Source organism: Bradyrhizobium shewense (assembly GCF_900094605.1).
Classification (GTDB): domain Bacteria; phylum Pseudomonadota; class Alphaproteobacteria; order Rhizobiales; family Xanthobacteraceae; genus Bradyrhizobium; species Bradyrhizobium shewense.
The window spans coordinates 300,346-319,112 of sequence record NZ_FMAI01000005.1; the positions used below are offsets into that span (position 1 = coordinate 300,346).

Below are 18,767 nucleotides of genomic sequence, written 5' to 3' on the forward strand. Positions count from 1 at the left end.
TCCAGAGCTAATCCGAAGGAGAATTTTCCATGATCAACTCATCCCCGGCAGCCGGTATCCTTGATCGGCTCAGCAAGGCCTCATCGGCGGAGGATTTTTTTTCGCTACTTGGCGTCGATTACGACCCTAAAATCGTGAATGTCGCGCGCCTTCACATCTTAAAGCGCATGGGACAATATCTTGCAAAAGAGCAATTTGCTGGTGCCGCAGAGCCGGAAATCAGAGCTCGGTGCAAGGCGATGCTGGAGCAGGCCTATGCCGATTTCGTGGCATCGTCACCGATCGACCAGCGAGTGTTCAAGGTTTTGAAGGAGGCGGTCGCAGACCCTAAGAAGGCGGCGGCCTTCGTGCCATTGAGCGAGCTGAAGTGATCTAGCGTTCCACTGCAAGCAAGGTGTGCCCGACGGGGCACCGTGGCAACCCGATGTGCGGCCTTCGTCTTTTTCCGGGTCAACTCTCTGCAGCTATCACCCGAGCGGCGGCTGTCGTATTCCCGACCCATGTCTGGACTGGTCGTGTCCACGGTATCAGCGGATATTTCAACTGTCTGCCAAACCATTACTTTCGACTGACATTCAGTGTTTTTTGCAACTGGTACGACACTTGCTGTTGTCCTGCCGATCCGATCATCTGTGCCGACAGATGGTAGTCGTCCGAGATGAGATTGAAGGAAGACCCATGATGCTGCTTTTAGTGCCTGCCGAGCCCTGCGCCATCATCTCGTGGCGTACGATCGCGCCAGGTCCGTTCGAAACGGTCTTTGACGCGATCAAGGCTCCGTATGGACGGTGAGATGGTGGTCAATGGATAAGTCGCCCGTTCGCGCTACACCTGGAGAGGTTATGCACAGCGTCGTCCGCATCAAATCGGCCCCGGATTCCGCTCAGATTTGTATCCATCTCATGGCGGATAGCAACATGCGTCAGGAAGAGGGCCAACGTCGGCCCATACGGGCTGTCCGCGCTGGAGGCTCGGCATGGATCGCGTGACAGGTGCGTTGCCAGGATCGCGCTCGTCATCACAGTCAATGTGGAGCTGGTGGGCCGAAAGTGAGGCGCAGGTATTGCGCAGCGAACGGAATCGCCAACTCCGGCATGGAAGCGAACGGTCAGAATCACCGCGGCGCCCTGGCCACCGCGGTGGCGCTCGTCAAACGCGGCGCGCAAGCATTCAGTGTGGAAGACCTCGCCAAATCCGGCCGGACCGGTACGTCTATCGCGACCACGCGTCTTGTTGTGAGGCCGGTCGGACCAAGCAGACGGGGCAGAGCAGCCGGTCACTTGCTGACCAAAAGTGATCTTCAGCTAAGGAAGCTAAAAAAGCAACCTGTGGCGCGGGCGCGCCTATCTTTGAGGGGAATTTAGAGTATGAGCAATGTCACCAGAACGGCCATGCCGGCGCCGGCCGGGCGCGCAGCAGCGAAAAAAGAACTGCCGGAGCACTTCAAGGCGTACAAGCACGTCTGGGTCTTCGTCGAGCTGGAGCGTGGCCAGGTGCATCCGGTTTCATGGGAGCTCATGGGTGCCGGGCGCAGGCTTGCCGACAGGCTAAAGGTAAATCTTGCGGCTGTCGTTATCGGTCCGGAGGGGCAGCACACACGTAACGCCGCGCTGGACGCCTTTTGCTACGGCGCCGATCTGGCCTATCTCGTGAGCGACAACGTTTTGTCGGATTACCGCAACGAATCTTATACCAAAGCGCTAACCGAACTCGTCAATACCTACAAGCCCGAGATCCTACTGTTAGGGGCGACGACGCTCGGTCGCGATCTCGCAGGTTCCGTGGCGACGACCCTGTCCACGGGGCTCACTGCCGACTGCACCGCGCTGGACGTCGACGCCGATGGTTCACTTGCGGCGACGCGTCCGACCTTTGGCGGCTCGCTGCTCTGCACTATCTATACCTTGAATTATCGTCCGCAGATGGCAACCATCCGCCCGCGGGTCATGCCGATGCCTGAGCGCGTCGTACGCGATGCCGCTCGTATCATCGTCCATCCGCTCGGCCTTGTCGAAGACGATATTGTCACGAAAGTATTGTCGTTCCTACCCGACCGCGATGCAGAAACCTCCAATCTGGCCTATGCCGATGTCGTGGTTGCGGGCGGCCTGGGACTGGGATCGCCTGAGAACTTTCGGTTGGTGCGCGAGCTCGCAACTCTGCTTGGCGCTGAATATGGCTGCTCGCGTCCTCTGGTACAAAAAGGGTGGGTTACGTCTGACCGGCAAATCGGCCAGACGGGGAAAACCATCCGGCCAAAGCTCTATATTGCCGCCGGCATTTCCGGCGCGATCCAGCACCGGGTTGGCGTGGAGGGCGCGGATCTGATCGTCGCCGTCAATACTGACAAGAACGCTCCGATCTTCGACTTTGCCCATCTCGCGATCGTCAGTGACGCCATGCAATTGCTACCGGCGCTGACGGCCGCATTTCGCGCCCGGCTTTTGCCGAATTCGCGCGCCCGTATCGCGGTCTAGAGGAGATGATGATGATTGAAGAGAGATTCGATGCGATCGTGGTCGGAGCCGGTATGGCCGGCAACGCGGCGGCATTGACCATGGCCAAACGCGGCATGAAGGTGCTGCAGCTCGAGCGGGGCGAATATCCCGGATCAAAGAATGTGCAGGGCGCCATCCTCTACGCCGACATGATGGAAAAGCTGGTCCCCGAGTTTCGAGAGGAGGCGCCGCTCGAACGTCACCTGATCGAGCAACGGTTCTGGATGATGGACGATCGGTCCCATGTCGGCATGCATTACCGCTCGGAGGACTTCAACGAGGAACGGCCGAACCGCTACACGATTATACGCGCCCAATTTGACAAATGGTTCTCTTCCAAGGTGCGGGAGGCTGGCGCGACCGTGCTGTGCGAGACGACCGTCACCGAGCTCGCACGGGACGAGCGTGAAAGGATCGTCGGTGTCCGTACAGATCGCCGAGACGGCGAAATACACGCCGATGTCGTCGTGCTGGCCGAAGGGGTCAATGGCCTGCTCGGGACGCGCGCGGGCCTGCGCGCGCGCCCGACACCGGATAATGTTGCGCTCGCGGTGAAGGAAATGCACTTCTTGCCTCGCGAGACCATCGAGGCACGCTTCAATCTCAAGGGCGATGAAGGCGTCGTGATTGAGGCGGCCGGTACCATTTCCCGCGGCATGACCGGAATGGGTTTCATCTATGCCAACAAAGAGTGCATTTCGCTCGGCATCGGTTGTCTCGTCGCCGACTTCCAGCGCACGGGCCAGACACCCTACGGCCTGCTCGATCAATTCAAGAGGCATCCCTCGGTGGCGCCCCTGATAGCAGGGTCCGAAGTCAAGGAATATTCGGCCCATCTCATTCCTGAAGGCGGTTACAAGTCGATCCCGCAGCTTTATGGGGAAGGCTGGGTCGTAGTGGGCGATGCGGCCCAACTCAACAATGCCATTCATCGTGAGGGCTCCAATCTCGCGATGACTTCCGGCCGCATCGCCGCCGAAGCGATAGATCTGGTGAAATCCCGCGGCGAGCCGATGAGTGCAACAAATCTGTCGATCTACAAGAAGTTGCTGGACGATTCCTTCGTCATCAAAGATCTAAAGAAGTACAAGGATTTTCCGCCGCTGATGCATACCCACTCACAAAACTTCTTTCTCACCTATCCGCAGCTCATCTCCAAGGCGATGCAAAACTTTGTGCGCGTCGATGGTACGCCCAAGGCTGAGAAGGAGAAGGCGACCCTGAAATCCTTTGTCAAGGCGCGGTCGTGGACAGGTCTATTCGGCGATGCTTATCGTTTTGCCCGGGCCTGGCGCTGACCGCAACAGTGTGAAGTCCAACAATGGAAGGTAAAAGAATGAATGTCGAACCCCCAGTGCGCGTCGAAGACAAGCTGTATTACAACCGCTATCTTGTCGACGTCGGTCACCCTCACGTCAAGGTCCGTGCGCACACGAGGCCATCGCCGCAGCTACTTGCACTTTTGAAAGCCTGCCCCGCGCGATGCTACGAGCTCAATGACGACGGCCAGGTCGAGATAACAGTTGACGGCTGCATCGAGTGCGGTACCTGCCGCGTGATCGCCGAGCCCACCGGCGACATCCAATGGAGCCATCCGCGCGGCGGATACGGAGTGCTGTTCAAGTTTGGGTGACGGTGGGACGAAGGGCCGTGGTGCGACCGAGTTAGGCGACAGGATCTCACCATATCTGTGGCGCATGACGCGTCACTTTCACGGCGCCTGGAGTTCGAGTAAGACACTCTTCATGGGGACGCTGCGCAAGACATGACTTGCAGATGTCACGTTCGTTTGGGAGCTGCGAAGGACTGGTTGTGGCGTCACTGAGTGGCGCCACAACGCCGTCGATCGGATGGCAGAGGATGGATCAGCCGCTCGCCTGAGAGGGGGTCGGCCCAGCGATCTCGATTGCGGTCGCCACTGACTGCATGATCGCGGCAAAGCGCACGGCGGTCTGGATCGCTGCGGAATCGACGCCCGCGGCTCTCAGTGTCTTCTCATGCGCGTCGATGCAGGCACCGCAGCCGTTTATGGCTGAGACCGCAAGCGACCACAGCTCGAAATCGGACTTGTCCACGCCGGGATTGCCGATCACGTTCATACGCAGCCGTGGCGGCATCGTCTTGTATTCCGGGTTGGAAACGAGGTGAGCGAAGCGGTAGTAGACGTTGTTCATTGCCATCACGGAGGCGGCGGCTTTCGCTGCGGCGATCGCCACAGACGTCATCACGGCGGACGCAGCCGCTTCGATCGCGGCAATGAGGGCTGCATTGCGGGTGGCAATCGCGCTCGCCAGCAGCAGCCCGTATTTTCGTTGCGGCGAAAGCGTCTCATCGGCCACCAAGGAGGTCAAGTTAAGCCTGACGTCCTTCGCGAAATCGGGAATCGTGTCGCTTATTTGTTCGATCGACAACATGCCTCAAGCAACCTTCAATGTTTCGCCGCCGATTTCGCGGTTGCAGGGACAGAGCTCGTCGGTTTGCAGCGCGTCCAGAACGCGGAGCGTGTCCTTAGGGCTGCGCCCGACACTGAGGTTGGTCGCATAGACGTGCTGGATCGTGTTTTGGGGGTCAACAATAAAGGTGTAACGATAGGCAACCCCTTCGGGTGAACGCACCCCAAGACCATCGACGAGCGTTCCCTTTGTGTCGGCAAACTGCCATATGGGTAGATTGTGCAGATCGACGTGTGAGCGCCGCCAAGCGAGCTTGCAGAACTCGTTGTCAGTCGAACCACCCAGTACAACCGCATCGCGGTCGGCGAAATCCTTGGAAAGCCTGGCAAACTCAGCGATCTCTGTTGGGCAGACGAAGGTAAAATCCTTCGGGTAGAAGAAGATGATCTTCCATTTTTCTGGAAAGCTCGATTCGGTCAGCGTCTCGAATGCACTCTGTCCTTCTTCTTCCTGCGCTTGAAAACACGGCTTCACCCCTGTGATTTCGAACGGCGGCAACTGACTTCCAATTCCGAGCATGCTGTCCTCACAAATTTGCTTTGAGTAGATCGTGACCTCACCGTTTAAGCAAACTATATGCCATCCGTTCTCAGGAGTGGAGTCCAGCGGCTTTGGTACAGGCATGTCTTCGCGCGCTTGAAGCGTCGATCAGCGCTAAGTTCAGAAAAATCTGTAGCCAAGCGCTTCCTTGCAAAGCTTCAAGTGGCTGACAGTCGTAGGCAGCGCATACAGAAATAATGAGAACAGCCTTGCTTTGCGCGGCCGCCTGAGATGTTCGCCTGCAGCGTCTGGTCAGAGCTCGTTCTGCGTCCTTCAGAGCAAACTGCCTCATTTCGCAATGCGCCGAATGGGTCACGACTGCCGGCCTGCCAAGATCTAATGAAAATACTGAACCTGACGAAGCCGCGAGGTTTTGTGGAACCAACAAGAGCGGCTGTATCGCCGCGACAACAGATTGCACTCATAAGGCCGCAGATTCCCGCCGTTGCCAAACAAGATGCGAGTAATCATCGGCTGCGGCGCCTAGCGCATTAAGGCGCTTGAAGCGGCGGCAGATCACCAAGCTCGAGGATTTGCCGGATCCTGAAACGCTTGAAAGCCAACCAGGCCCGCCGTCGGCGGCGATTGGGGCTTAAACTCAACGTAGCGTCAGGTTGTGCAGTCTGGATCATACATGCGACGATCACTCTGAAGCTTCTTGATCACGAGACCTCAAGGTCTCAAGATCTTAGGTGCATTGGGTATGTGGCTGTGCAGGCACGACCGGGTTGTCGTGGATGTGAGGGAATCGGCGTAATTGAATGCGATGCAGAACTTTCAATCGCAAGTATCAAATCCCGGTAGGTCTTCGAACGGCAATCGATCAGCCCAAGTTCGACCCCGATGTGCCGCATGCGATCTTGCCCGGGAGTAGTACGCGTTGCGCTTCGGATGAGGCAAGTTCCGCCTGAGGCGAGTCCCCCGAGGCTTCAGCAGCCCGGTCGCATGAAAATATCCACCGTACGGACATTGGTGGTTCGATGCGGATGCCGCCTAGGTCCAACCTGCGGGACAACTCCTTCAGCAGTACGCGTTATAGTGTCGATGTTCCGCACGCTCACCTTGGCTCGACCGCAAACGCTTATCGGAACGCCGCGGCTATACTATCGTCATCGCGCCGACAACACGGCCCGTAAGGCCGGCAATATCTCCGAGTGAATTACGCGGTTCGGCGCCGTCTACGACTTCATGATCGTGCTCGACGCCGACAGTCTCATGAGCGGGCAGACCATCGTCCGATTGGTCCATGCCATCGAGACCAATCCCACCGCCGGCCTCGTCCAGACTCTTCCCATGGTCGTCAATGCGCGAAGTCTCTTCAGCCGCGTCCAGCAGTTCGCGGGCCGGCTGTACGGGCCGATGATCGCCGCCGGCGTCGCCTGGTGGCACGGCTCCGAAGGCAATTACTGGGACCACAACGCGATCATTCGGGTGAAGACGTTCGCCGAAGCGGCGGCGCTGCCGCAGCTGCGCGAGCGCAAGCCGTTCGGCGGGCACATCCTCAGCCACGATTTCGCCGGGGCTGCGCTGATGCGGCGTGCCGGGTGGGGCATCTACATGCTGCCGACGCTCGGCGGAAGCTACGAAGAGGTGCCGCCTTCACTGCCCGACTTCGCGGCGCGCGACCGGCGCTGGTGTCAGGGCAATCTTCAGCATCTCGCCGTGGTCCCTGCGCGAGGGCTCCACTGGGTCTCGCGGCTGCATTTTATGGTGGGCATCGTGGCATATCTGACGGCGCCGCTGTGGCTGCTCTTCCTGCTACTAGGGATGCTGATCTCGCTGCAGGCCCGCTTTGTGCGGCCCGAGTATTTTCCCAAGGGTTTCTCGCTGTTTCCGACCTGGCCGGCCCAGGATCCCGTGATCGCCATGTGGGTGTTCGTCGCCACCATGGGGCTGCTGCTGTTGCCGAAGCTGCTCAGCCTGGTCCTCGTCTGGATGCGGCGCTCGGAGCGGCGCGAATTTGGCGGCGCGTTGCGTGCTTCGGCCGGAGTTATCGCAGAGATCATCGTATCCGCGCTGATGGCGCCGGTGATGATGATCTTTCAGTCGATCGCGGTCGTCGAGATTCTGGCCGGCCGCGATGCCGGCTGGCAGACGCAAAGGCGCGACGACGGCACCGTGGAGCGCCGCTAGCTCTATCGGAAATACGGCGTTCCAACCCTGTGCGGCGTTGCGATGGCGGCAAGCGCCTACGCCGTTTCGCGCCCCTTCTGCTCTGGATATCGCCTGTCATCGTCGGGCTGCTGTTCGCCGTTCCCATAGGCGCGCTGACCGCCATGCCCGTCTCCGGAAGATCGTTTGTCACTCCCGAAGAACGAGAGCCGCCCTCCGTCCTGCGGCGAGCGAACGAACTAAACGCGTCGGCGGACCCAGGGGGCAGCCCCGCACTGGTGGAGCTGCGCCAAGACCCTGCGCTTCTAGCCTTCCACCTCGCGCAGCTGCCGCCTACTCGCGCCGCCCGACCCGACACGATCGACGCCATCTGGCGGTCGGCCGTGCCAAGGTCGATGCCAGCGAGACTTTCGAGGAGGCCGCAGATCATCTATCCTCGCGGGAGATCTTCTCGATCTTGAACGACGGCTCAGCCCTCTCGACCGTATTGCAGAAGCCATGAACGCGCACCGAGTGCTTGGCGGACCTCGCTCGGACTCGAACCAGTCCTTGACCCGAGACAACTCCCGTGCGCTGCGCGCAACGGCGCTCTCGCCTCTGAGGGGGCGTACTGACATTGCTCGTGACCGATTCACCCTCAGCCAGTTGCGCGACGTCAGTTTTTTGTCAGGTAGTGCTAGCTAGATCTCCCATCTTTGTATTTGTCGTGGAGCTTCACTAACTGGTAAAGCACCAACCCGCATATTCCGAAAAAGGCTGCTAAGAATTCTACGACGTGCAATGTCGCCGGCTCGAGGGTCCCTAGGGGGTCGTCGCATCGACAATTGTCCACTTTCATTGGAGGTATTAATGCCGTCTTCGCTTTGTGGCGTTCTAGCGCTCCAGGCAGAGGCTCTGCGACGTCGCGGGCTAGCAGAATTGGGGTCGCTGCCGAGGATGTCTCGGAGGCGGCGGATGGCAGCGCAAAAGTCGCGGCGGATGCAGGTGCCGCTGCAGAGAGCGAAACGATGGTCGAGGCCAGGAGCAAGATGAGTTTGCTCTTGCAAGCGACATATTTTGATTCATAGCCGTAGAACATTGCTCGTGTCAGACCCGATGTACTCTCAGCGCGCCGGTTCTTCTTGCATGCTTGAGCCAGCCGCGAGATGGTAGCAAAGATCGTTCCAGCTTTGGCACGGGCACTCATCAACATGCACCCACAGCCTCATTGATGCGATGCAAGTTGGATGAAGGCCGGGTAGTTGGCGGTGAGTTTGTCTTCGCGTGCCACGCGCCGGTATGCTCGACGTTGTTGAGGAAGCGCTCGACGGAATTCCGGTTCAAATAGAGATGCGGGCGAAGATTGATTGGATCTCAGCGATTGCAGCGCGGCGGAATGTTGGCCGATGCGCCTTCTTCCGGTCTGCATCATAACCTCGGCCGTCCAGGAGCATTGCTCCTGACTTTAGGTGAGATACAAGTCTTTCGGCGAGTCATTCGCCTCACGCGAACTTGCTTGTGACCAAATCGTCGGCGTTACTTCATCATCGCTTCGACCTCTGCACGAAAAGCTTGGCGCGAGGTATCTCGTGAATAGAACATATGGCCGCCCGGATAGACTACAAGCTTGAGGCGCGGCGCCGAGGCAAACGGCGGCAACTGATCCAGCACGATCTGCGATGCGAAATAGGGGGTGACGAGGTCAAACAGGCCGTGTGCGACGAGCAATTTCATCTTCCGGTCCGTTGCCAGAATCTGGCGCAGCTGTGAAAGGGACTCTGGAGAGCCGCGACCGAAATCCCAAGCCCGCCCAACCGCGCCGTTGCGCAACTCGTAAGACCCGTCCGGCCGCCAATTAAGCTTGCGCGTAAGCAGATCGACAGTGGCGCTGGTCAGAGGCGCCAATAGCGCATCGCTGGAGGGATCACCGGAAAGTGGGAAATCGGAGTCCGGATACGGATTGAGGCCACGCACCGAGGCGTCATAATTGCCAATTAACTTACCGTTTTTACGCTCGAGTTCACGGCGGAACTCCGGGAGGCCGAAGCGGCCCGCCAGCCTACGACTGACCTTCTGGTCGATGCCGGTCAGCGCTGCGGCCTTGTCGGCCAGGCGCGTGGTCGCTTCATTGTCCGCCTGGCCTTTCATGAGATCGACCAGAAACTCGCCGCGTGCATAGGCTTCCACGTCGGCAAGATCAGATCGCTTTACCGGACCCTCGGCTTCGCGCAGGGTCGCGACATAGCTTGGCAGGGTTGCGACGTATCGCAGCAGGCTCGTGCTGGTAAACTGACTGTAGTCGAACAGTGGCGAGACCATAATCAGTCCCTTGATGCCTATGCCCTGCTGCATCTGCAACTGCTGGACAACCTTTGGCCCGCGAATCCCGCCATAGCTTTCACCCACGATGTATTTCGGAGACAACAGCCGGTCATGCATTTCGAGCCAGCGGCGGACCACCAGCGCGAGCGCGTTGACGTCGCCGTCAACGGAATAGAGCTGCTTGCGCGCATCATCGCCGGTTCCGATGAAGCGGCTATAGCCGGTGCCTACGGGGTCAAGAAACACGAGATCGGTGAAATCGAGCCAAGTTTCCGCGTTTGGCCGCGCCTCCGGAAAGGTCGATGGCGTGACCTCGTCCGCATTGATCGGCAACCGCCACGGTCCGGCATTACCGAGGTGCAGCCAGGCCGATGATGAGCCCGGTCCGCCATTGAAGAAGAATGTTACGGGGCGCGAGCCGCGGTCGGCTCCGTCAAGCTGATAGGCAGTATAGGCGATGTCGGCCTGGGGCTCGCCCTTGTCGTCGAATAGGCGGATGGAGCCGGCGGTCGCGACGAAAGAAAGCGTCCGCCCGGGGAGCTCAAGCGTTTGCGCGGTGCTGGAGTCCGGCGGCAGGCGATGCTGCTCGGCCGGCGATCGCATACTCGGCGTTTGCCCAGCGCCAGCCTTCTGGCCGGGCGGCGTAGTGACCTGAACAGGCGCCGGATCGGCGGCTAGAGCGCTCTCCATTCCCCCGCAGGCAAACAGGATCAGCGCAAGAGAGGTGTGGCGCAACGCGGTCAAATGCATCGAGTTTCTCCTGTCCCGGCGCGCACCCTGTGCGCGGAACCCATCTGTCAGAGCAATTCTGATCGCTAACTCATTTGGGGGTACAACAAACCTACTAGAGCCAGTAGTCGTCATCATCACCGCGTGCGCGCACAAAGGGGGAATTCCCTCCGTGCATACAAATCTAACCGGGTGGACCCCGAACTCGCCGACGAGCATGCGGTGTTATCGATGCGTGCTTCTGCCAGCTCAAGGAGGTTTCAGCGCGTTACAACCGGCTACGACAAGCTTGCGAGAAATCTCCTGGCCGTCGTTTACCTTGCCGCCATCGTCAGAGTGAGTATTGGATCCTTGGCCTGACCCCTAGTTCAGCTTCGCTAAGAACCAATGGATCGCCTCAGCCCCTTGTTCTGGCTGCTGGCAACTAATGACCTATCTCTTCCGAAATAGTGATTTCTGTGCCGGCGCGCTCGGCACAGGGGCGCGCGAGCGCCTCCTCGCCGCAGAAAGATGTCTTCTGTTGCGATCCAGCGCTTGGCTAGGTGTGGCGGCTCCCCCTCGCAAGCCCATCCCGAGATCACGATCGGTTGCGCGGCTGATGTGTACATGCGCCGGGATTGCCTTGCCCATCTCGTCTTGCAAACCAGCAGAGACCTTCGGCGCGATTGCCGTGATTATACCCAAGCTCTCATACCACTGGGCTAGCGACTGAGATGTCCACTGCAAGCGCATGATTTGTCCCCCACTCCAGTTATGCCGCACGAGATCAATCGGTTGCGTCAAGTTTCCGAGTTTGCTCCAAACCGGTAGCGATAAGCATCAACAGAACAGTTAAGTCGAGCGGGCCAGCTGCCCCAAATCTGGAAGGAAGAGCCAAACAATTTTCCTGGTCGCTCAGATGGGGCACCAGATCTCCCCAGATCGCCTCGATTTTGGACGACGCCACCGATGCGCACGCGTTGCTGCGCGAGATCCTAAGCAAAATCGGCCCGTAGCCTACGGTTACGGCGGTCGACAATTGCCCCACGGTATTCGAATCTCATCCATTCATAGTATCGATTCTCGAACGGGATCTGTTGATGTGGTTCTCGTATGAGGCACAGCTATCGAACGTTCTCATGCCAATTTGGCAAACGCTGCAAGAGCGGCTGGGCAGCCCCGAGTGGAACAGCGCGCGTGATTTCCGCCAATACGTCCGCTCCATCGCTGAGCCGCAGTGCATGAAAGGAGCGACGCGCGATGCGGGCCAAAAGCGGCACGCCAGAATTGCAAGCTCCCAGAGACAGAACCAAGGTGACCTCAGCCTCGTCGAACGGCAGAGAGGCTTTGATGCGTGCCGGAAATACATTAAGGATAGAGCTTGTACGCTGGGGCTTGCACGCAATGCTGACGTCGCCGGCTGCGATCCGGAGCCGCAGTCTCGTGCCGGGTCTCAGCGGCGCTCCAGGTATCAGAAGCCGCTCTCCCTTGAGGCGGAGCTTGAGCAGGCCATAGCGTCCGTCATAGCCGCCGACCAGGGTATCAAGACAGACTGCAGCTTCGTCCCGCCAGCCAAGCTCCGGAGCGCTCTGAACGACATTGAGCGGTCCGGCTGCAGTCACGGCGCCATCTTTCATCATGACAAGATGATCGGCAAAATGCTCAATATCAGCCATGTCATGACTAACGTATATCATCGCCAATGGGAGCTTGTCCCGCATGCGCACGAGAAATGGCATGATCTCGCATTTGGCGGAGCGATCGAGCACAATGAGCGGATCGTCCAGCAAAAGCAGTCGAGGCTGGCTTAACAACGCTCTGCCAAGGGCAAGTCGTTGTCGCTCGGCCACAGAAAGATGTGACGGCAAACGCTCGAGCAGCGGCGCCAAGGCGAGTAATTCGACCACACCATCAAAATCGATCAGTGCCGATGTCGATTTTGACGTGTTGTAGAGAAGGGTGCGCCGTACAGACCAGCCAGAAAAATGGGTAGGTAGCTGGAATACGTATGCGACGGGACGCAGATGAGGCGGTCGAAAGGTTGTCTTATCCTGCCAAATCTCTCCATCGATCGCACAGAACCCGTCGGGCAGACGCTGCACGCCAGCTATGCAGCGCGCGAGCGTGGTCTTGCCGCACCCGGGCGGACCAAAGATCGCTGTAACGCCTTTGGCTGGTAAGCTGAATTGCGCATCCAGCGGAATGTTCGCGAGAGAGCCGTTGAAGTAGACCTCAATATAGCCTGCTTTTGCTTCTGTCATGAACTTGTGCCTGTGCTGTATCTTTCCATCAAGTCGCGAACACAAATCGCAAATGGAGATGATGGCTGTGCCGTTGACCATTGACTCCGTCGCTCCAGAACAACGCCTCTGCTAGGAAGGGCATAGGTGCGGCGACGAACTGCAGAGCGATGTTAAGACCAGAGGCTTGTTGCATCCTCGCGCGGTGAGGATCGAGACAGTCGGGTGCTGTCCCGTGCGCTTGCCAACGAGAAGCAAAGCCCCTTTCCGGCAGGCCAGGCTGTCAGCTCGCTTCGGCTCGCCAAGGGCTTCTGCTGAATGTCCAAATAACGCGCCTTGAGACTTGACGGCACGCAGGTCGGCTCACGCCAGAGTTGAATGCTGGCCTCGGGGCCCGGAATCCCTATCAAGGATCCCGTAGCTTTAGTAGCTGATTTGAAGTTTCCGCCGCGCGCGATAGTGATGGCGTGTGCATTCTCGGGTCCGAGGAGCGTCAAAGCCAGGTCGATCAGAATGTATCGGATAAGCCACATTGGAACTCCGGTCCTGCCGCCACCACTTTCTTCGCAGCAATTTGTTGTTCCTTGCCAGCAATTCGCGTGCCGCTTCTAGCGGCAAGGGGGGCCTTGTATCGGTCTCCACCGGACCTCTTAAATCGCCGCATCTCATTGTAGGGCTTTGGACGCTCGCGTCACCAACCGCACATGCAGGAGCTAGGAGACGAAGCTGAGGATGAACCATCGCCTCTTGCATTTGAGATGTGCTTTGGCGAACACGCGGCCGTAAAACTCGTCAATGATGCACAAGTCCATGCGCCGATTTGGCACACCTTCCGATGTGCGCGCGGGAGAAGGTCGGCTGCCGGGCGCTTGGAAAAAGGACTGATCTGAAATGAAATGCGGTGCCCGCGAACTACGGGAAAGAATCTTCCTCGCAGCAGCGGCTACGCCGCGCATTTCAGCGCGCAGACCTTCGTTGCAATGCCAGGTGACTCAGGATTGAGCTGCCAAAGATGGACAATTTGACAGGCCCCCTCAGGAATTCTTGCGTCAGCGACCAACGGGTTGGGGCTCGAGGCTCGCAAGGTGGGCCCACTGAATGCTCCAGCTTGGACATCGCCTGATTTCGTTGCGGCAGCGCTATCTCCGTTCTAATCACAACGTAGCGTGTCGCTATCGTGAAGGCCTATTGTCTAAGGAGGGCCTCGGGATTGCAATGGTCCGCGTGGGCAGTACAGGGTAATCGATCTTTGGCAGCTGCCCGGTGAGCGAATTCAGAAAGGCGACAACCTCGTCAGCTTCTTCATCGCTGAGCTTTGCACCAAGCTGAACCGCACTCATTACGCCAACCGCTTGCTTAAGACTCCAAACCTGACCAGAATGGAAGTAGGGGGCGCAATGCGGCGTTGCGCAACGGCGCCGAGCGGAAAACATACTCATCGCCGAGATCCTTGGTGACGGAAAAACGACCCTTGTCTTCCCTCGAAGCAGGCTTTCGGCTGGCCTTTTGATCATGCCGAACGGGAAGTAATCCTGTCCACCGACGTTGATCCCGTTGTGGCAAGAGGAGCATCCCTTTTCGATGAATAGTTTCAGCTCGGCTTTCTGCTGATCAGTGAGAGCATATCCGTCGTCATCGAGGTACTGATCGAGGGGGCGGCAGGAGTAGTCAAGGTCGCCTCGAAAGCCTCGATGGCCTTCGAGATTTTCAAACGTCACGGGCGTCGCATCATTGGGAAAAGCCTTACTGAACATAACGATAATCAGTCATTAAATTCAATGTGCTGAGCACGCGTACGGGCGTCGCATTCGACCCTGGACTGGACAGGGCCTGCGGCCTGCGCCTTAAGATCGGCCGCGCGCCCATCCCAGAACTGCGCCACGTTGAAGACCGCGTTATAGACTGTTGGCGCACGACGCGACCCCAGCTGCCAGCGAGACCAATCGACATTGGGCCGGCATCTACCCCGCCAGTCCCAAGGTTATGGCACGTGTTGCAGCTAATAACCCCGCTCGCCGATAGCCTCGGACGAAAAACAAGGATTTGCCAAGTGTGACCTTTTCATGGGTGATAAGATTGTCCTTCACAGCGGGAACGATTGAGGGAATCGGCTTGAAAATCAGCTTGGCGGCGCTCATCTAATCCTCATTGGCGCCTGCTGCTCGCAAAATCAGAATGGCTGCGGCCACAACACGTAACCTGCCGGCCAAGGAAAGCTCGCGTACCGCTAATTTCCTCATGTGAAGGCTCGCTTTTGTCCTAGATCGTGGAATCGCGAACGTAACGCGCGGTCCGCGCCCGTCCGCAGAAAGACGTCGACCACGCATGGTGTCTTCCGGGTTCCGGCTAGGCTGCACCCAGGCTGACGCGCTGTCGGTGTTTGTAGCAATCGGCATGCCCGCGGCTCGAGGCCGCTGAGCTGGTTTTGAGCAATTGCCCACCGTGAATAGCAGCAGCCGGCTTGAGGCTGTGGTATCGACCGTAGGTGACAGTTACGACGATCACCATGCAGCCATGGTACCTTGGCCTGTCGGTCCAAACCTCTGTACTTCTCAAAGCCCATCGTACGAAACTCTTCTCTGCAGGTCAGCTGGTTGGAGCCGCGAACAAGCGAGCTGCGTCCACCCAGCTTGTCGCTGATCGTCTCGATGCGTGCCCTTGACGCCCTCAACCCAACACCAGGCAGAGCGTCATCGACCAACATCGGGGACGTTCGTCCCGGGGGCAGTCGGTCAGGCGTCCCGTTGTCGGGAGTTCGTCCTACTGCCCCTAATGTGGGTATGCTGCCCGTCTCACACATTTGACGACCCTCAAAGTGCTTGAATCGATCGTGGCGTCAGGTTGTAGCATTGCGAAGCAAAGCGCCGTATTGGGAGCCAGCATCGACACACAAGCGGTAAACGGCAGATCTATGCTGTATCTCGGTCTTTGCATCAGCGTGCTGCGCGTGGCGCGACGATGATTCGCGAGCCCGCAATCATGGCGTCGGCCCGCAACAGCGAGACAGAGGCGGCCCAATCCGGTAAACAGGTTATGCTCGCGCGGCCGAGAACAATAGTGATGGATATGCGGCTTAAGAGAGGTTTGGTGAATCAAGAGCGACGAATGGGCTGGACTTGCAATGCGCGTCGCTGTGCAGCCGCCCTCGCCGGGATCGCGATCGCAGCGACCTGGTGCACAGGACACGCTCGCGCGCGAGATCGGCGGACCGAGCAAGTCTTGATGTCGTGCAGATCAGACGTAATCCGCTTCTGTGACCGCTTTACAGGGCGTAGCGAAGTGGACGTAGCGATGTTTTGTCTTAGGGACAATTTCAAAAACTTGCGCGGCGAATGCCGCCGCATGGTGCCAACCGCCGCGGAGAGAAACGACGGACCGAGACGACGTCTCAACAGGCTTCCGGTCGTCCTTCAATGAGAGTGAGGCGTCCGAGCGGCAGTTGCAAAAATGGAGCGGCAGTGAGGTATTCAGGCTGTCGGGCGCCGGAGTTTGGCCCGCTTGGTGGCCGAAAGTCGAGCGGGCTGGAAACTTCAGCCTGCCGAGCCGCAGTTCATCTATCAGGGCGGCTGAGCACGGTGAATCGATTGGCCTCGATCAGCCATCGATAGTGCGCCCATACGTGCTACGAGGTTGTAATGCGCTCTGAACCTCGATTTCGTGCTGCAGCAGTTGCGCTTTTTTCAGCGCTGCAGCCATCCGCCCACTTTAAGGCCGTCGTGAGATTGCCATCGGCCCCGCTGTAACCGGTCGAGAGGACAATCTGCGTAAACTGTGGTGGGTACAGCCGGACATCTGCAGGAATCCGTTCTGCGCATCAATCTACGGCGTTGTGGTCGGCAACCAAGTATTTTCCGGCAGATGGCCCAAATCGGCTATAACTTGCAAAAGATCGGCGAAATGTGAGCATTGGAGGTTGTTCGATCGCGTCTTCCTCAGATTTCTCAGCTGGGGATCAGTTTCGTTTCGACTGCCCGGCTCAAGGTACAGATAGATCGAGGAAACGTTTTTGTTAGCCCCCCATCGACTTCCCGAACGAACCGCTTGATGCCATTGCGGCGTTCTCGACGGGCGCTTCAGGCGAGTCGCTTCGCCCGATCGTGGTGCTCTTGGCCGAATATACTTTAGGGCTCAAGGTCAAAGGAAACGCCGTCGACAAGAGCCGTTCAAAGGCAGAAAGCTGTTCAAGCAGACGCTTCTCAACGGCCTTGCGCTCCGCCCCAGGTAGGTCCCTTTTAAGGAATCGACGGCAGCGCCAGATTTCGTTCCGCAGCCATCTGATCTCACTCAGTGTATCATCAATTGAAGCCATCACAGATATAGTTCACTTCGTGTCCATGGAGTATCAATTATGGCGATCGTCATCGAGGGGCCATTCCTCGGCTCCGCATTCCTGCATAGCAACTGCATCCGAGGACTTGCGACGTCCCGCCCGTCTTTCGGCGAGCAGTTCAATGTATGCACGCTTATCATCAATATCACCCTACACCGCGCGCGCGACGAGAAATCGAGGCAGATCCTCGCGTTTTCACGGCGCTGCGATCCTGTGCCTTGCACAATTCCTGCGCTCCACAGAATTGATTGCGGCGCGAAGAAAAACCGAGAACCGGAGCAGTTAAATTCATGTGCGACACGCAGACGGCTCAAGCAGGAACTGTTAACGCACGACGCATGTCCCCATGGTCGATGGCGGCGGAACTTGCAAGGGCTTGACGGCTTTGTTGCCTGTTGAGTCGCTGGGCGCGTCCTGACTTGGGCCACAGCTCGCGACTTGGACCTTAGCGATGTCGAGCTCTTGCGGCCCAAGCGGCGTAAAGCGGCGGCGACTTCTTGCGCAGTGTCAGTCCCGCGGTGGTACCCGGCATTCGCAATCGCTTACCCGATAAATAATTTATGGGCGAGTTGGACCATCAACAACATGAGAAAGCCATGGGGACGATTGCTTAAGGAAGGAGAGCCAGCCTGACTGCGATCGTAGGCACGCGCCATCCAATCAAAGAACGCACGTGCCAGGATTGGGATCTTAGCAATCCGAGGCAAATGTCGGCTAGACGCAGTGTCGAGCCAAATGAGCAGTCCATGGACAATCTTGCTATCGACATCCGCTGTGCACAGTCCGCCTCAGAAGACCGATTTAATAGCTTGAATCTCACGCTGCGACAGGTTGTAGGCGTGCTGATGCGTAAAAGATAAAGGCCCACTTGGCAGGCGTTGATGGTGCATCGCAAGTGGAGGTCGATGGGAACGGCCTGCTGATTACCAGTTTTCTCGCTTGCGGGCGATGGCCAGGGAGCCATTTGCATCGTCTGCACGGGACGTCGGGTTAAAGTACATTGACCAGTTGGAATCGCGAGATGGCCTTGATGATGGAATGATACCGGCAGCAGAATATGTCTGACCCCAGCCGTAATCGTTTTTTTAGCGGTCCAGAGAAAGCGCGCTGGGTGAACAGCCCGCGCTCGCAAGCAAATACTCCAGCGGAATAGACTGTTCATATCCGGCCAGAGGCGATGACCGGCAGCACTGATGGCCGCACAGAGCGCTGCGGTGAAAGCTCGGGAGGTCTTATGTCCTTCCGAACCAGCCTCACGGGGGCGCTAGGCGAAATAGATCGCGCCAGCGTCATCGTTGCATTCTCAATAGTGGTGGTCACGCGCGAGACTGCGCAATGTTGGCCATTCGGTGTTCCAGCAAAAGGCGGCGGTTGAGCTTCAATCTAGATTTCTGCCGAGCTTCGAGGAAAGCATCCGCGCCAAAAGATCGTGGGGCTACGCCACGACATGCAGCGCGTTGAGCCGAAAGGCCGGAGGTCAGGCCGGCCGGGACGTTTGCGAGAGAATAGCTTCTCGTGTGTCGCAACTTGACGACGTTCTGATTGGGAAGGTCGGAATTAGGGGGGCTTCATATTTGCAGCATTA

The 18,767-nt window shown here is 58.2% G+C and carries 11 protein-coding genes and 2 pseudogenes; 6 read left to right on the top strand and 7 right to left on the bottom strand.

The annotated features are described in order from the left end of the window. Positions 1–29: 29 nt before the first annotated feature. From nifW to GA0061098_RS12465, 4 genes are all read left to right on the top strand, one after another. Positions 30–371 carry a nitrogenase stabilizing/protective protein NifW gene (nifW, locus tag GA0061098_RS12450; RefSeq protein ID WP_091956584.1) on the top strand — a complete coding sequence of 114 codons (342 nt, stop codon included), beginning with the start codon at positions 30–32 and terminating at the stop codon, positions 369–371. Positions 372–1,367: 996 nt separating this feature from the next. After that, the gene (locus tag GA0061098_RS12455; protein WP_091956585.1) at positions 1,368–2,477 is read left to right on the top strand and encodes an electron transfer flavoprotein subunit alpha/FixB family protein; all 1,110 of its coding nucleotides are present in this window, start codon (positions 1,368–1,370) and stop codon (positions 2,475–2,477) included. An 11-nt stretch (positions 2,478–2,488) separates the two neighbouring features. Further along, on the top strand, positions 2,489–3,796 hold the full coding sequence (locus GA0061098_RS12460) for an FAD-dependent oxidoreductase (protein ID WP_091956654.1): 1,308 nt from the start codon (positions 2,489–2,491) through the stop codon (positions 3,794–3,796). 38 nt (positions 3,797–3,834) lie between these two features. Next, entirely contained in the window at positions 3,835–4,131 is a 297-nt protein-coding gene (locus tag GA0061098_RS12465; protein WP_091956586.1) for a ferredoxin family protein, read from the top strand. Between the two features lie 232 nt (positions 4,132–4,363). Here the strand turns inward: GA0061098_RS12465 and ahpD are convergent, their stop codons facing one another. Together ahpD and GA0061098_RS12475 are read right to left on the bottom strand one after the other, a co-directional pair. Further along, the gene (gene ahpD, locus GA0061098_RS12470; RefSeq protein ID WP_091956587.1) at positions 4,364–4,912 is read right to left on the bottom strand and encodes an alkylhydroperoxidase, AhpD family; all 549 of its coding nucleotides are present in this window, start codon (positions 4,910–4,912) and stop codon (positions 4,364–4,366) included. 3 nt (positions 4,913–4,915) lie between these two features. Continuing rightward, positions 4,916–5,470, bottom strand: a complete 555-nt coding sequence (locus GA0061098_RS12475) for a peroxiredoxin (protein ID WP_091956588.1) — start codon at positions 5,468–5,470, stop codon at positions 4,916–4,918. A 1,107-nt stretch (positions 5,471–6,577) separates the two neighbouring features. On the opposite strand from GA0061098_RS12475, the pseudogene mdoH reads away from it, so the two are divergent. Then, positions 6,578–8,105 (top strand): annotated as a pseudogene (gene mdoH / locus GA0061098_RS12480) (glucans biosynthesis glucosyltransferase MdoH); the annotation flags it as partial. A 1,013-nt stretch (positions 8,106–9,118) separates the two neighbouring features. On the opposite strand, the gene GA0061098_RS12490 reads toward mdoH, so the two are convergent. The 5 genes and pseudogenes from GA0061098_RS12490 to GA0061098_RS47410 form a co-directional block, all read right to left on the bottom strand. Continuing rightward, positions 9,119–10,654, bottom strand: a complete 1,536-nt coding sequence (locus tag GA0061098_RS12490; RefSeq protein ID WP_165637311.1) for a S10 family peptidase — start codon at positions 10,652–10,654, stop codon at positions 9,119–9,121. A 1,082-nt stretch (positions 10,655–11,736) separates the two neighbouring features. Further along, positions 11,737–12,873, bottom strand: a complete 1,137-nt coding sequence (gene modC / locus GA0061098_RS12495) for a molybdenum ABC transporter ATP-binding protein (RefSeq protein ID WP_091956655.1) — start codon at positions 12,871–12,873, stop codon at positions 11,737–11,739. Between the two features lie 1,151 nt (positions 12,874–14,024). Further along, positions 14,025–14,606: a c-type cytochrome gene (locus GA0061098_RS47400; RefSeq protein ID WP_245323241.1), complete on the bottom strand. Its 582-nt coding sequence runs from the start codon at positions 14,604–14,606 to the stop codon at positions 14,025–14,027. An 8-nt stretch (positions 14,607–14,614) separates the two neighbouring features. Then, a pseudogene (locus tag GA0061098_RS47405) lies at positions 14,615–14,895 on the bottom strand (cytochrome c peroxidase). Then, positions 14,814–14,990, bottom strand: a complete 177-nt coding sequence (locus GA0061098_RS47410; RefSeq protein ID WP_430649261.1) for a hypothetical protein — start codon at positions 14,988–14,990, stop codon at positions 14,814–14,816. Before GA0061098_RS47410 ends, GA0061098_RS47405 begins: the two are co-directional and overlap by 82 nt. 2,210 nt (positions 14,991–17,200) lie before the next feature. On the opposite strand from GA0061098_RS47410, the gene GA0061098_RS43675 reads away from it, so the two are divergent. Continuing rightward, on the top strand, positions 17,201–17,581 hold the full coding sequence (locus GA0061098_RS43675; RefSeq protein WP_129590839.1) for a hypothetical protein: 381 nt from the start codon (positions 17,201–17,203) through the stop codon (positions 17,579–17,581). The last annotated feature ends 1,186 nt before the right edge of the window (positions 17,582–18,767 follow it).

Coding starts and splice junctions, on each gene's coding strand:
- GA0061098_RS47400 (WP_245323241.1), bottom strand. CDS start 14,606: ATGTTCAGTAAGGCTTTTCCCAATGATGCGACGCCCGTGACGTTTGAA.
- GA0061098_RS12455 (WP_091956585.1), top strand. CDS start 1,368: ATGAGCAATGTCACCAGAACGGCCATGCCGGCGCCGGCCGGGCGCGCA.
- GA0061098_RS47410 (WP_430649261.1), bottom strand. CDS start 14,990: ATGAGCGCCGCCAAGCTGATTTTCAAGCCGATTCCCTCAATCGTTCCC.
- GA0061098_RS43675 (WP_129590839.1), top strand. CDS start 17,201: ATGGCGATCGTCATCGAGGGGCCATTCCTCGGCTCCGCATTCCTGCAT.
- GA0061098_RS12475 (WP_091956588.1), bottom strand. CDS start 5,470: ATGCTCGGAATTGGAAGTCAGTTGCCGCCGTTCGAAATCACAGGGGTG.
- modC (WP_091956655.1), bottom strand. CDS start 12,873: ATGACAGAAGCAAAAGCAGGCTATATTGAGGTCTACTTCAACGGCTCT.
- ahpD (WP_091956587.1), bottom strand. CDS start 4,912: ATGTTGTCGATCGAACAAATAAGCGACACGATTCCCGATTTCGCGAAG.
- GA0061098_RS12465 (WP_091956586.1), top strand. CDS start 3,835: ATGAATGTCGAACCCCCAGTGCGCGTCGAAGACAAGCTGTATTACAAC.
- GA0061098_RS12460 (WP_091956654.1), top strand. CDS start 2,489: ATGATTGAAGAGAGATTCGATGCGATCGTGGTCGGAGCCGGTATGGCC.
- nifW (WP_091956584.1), top strand. CDS start 30: ATGATCAACTCATCCCCGGCAGCCGGTATCCTTGATCGGCTCAGCAAG.
- GA0061098_RS12490 (WP_165637311.1), bottom strand. CDS start 10,654: ATGCATTTGACCGCGTTGCGCCACACCTCTCTTGCGCTGATCCTGTTT.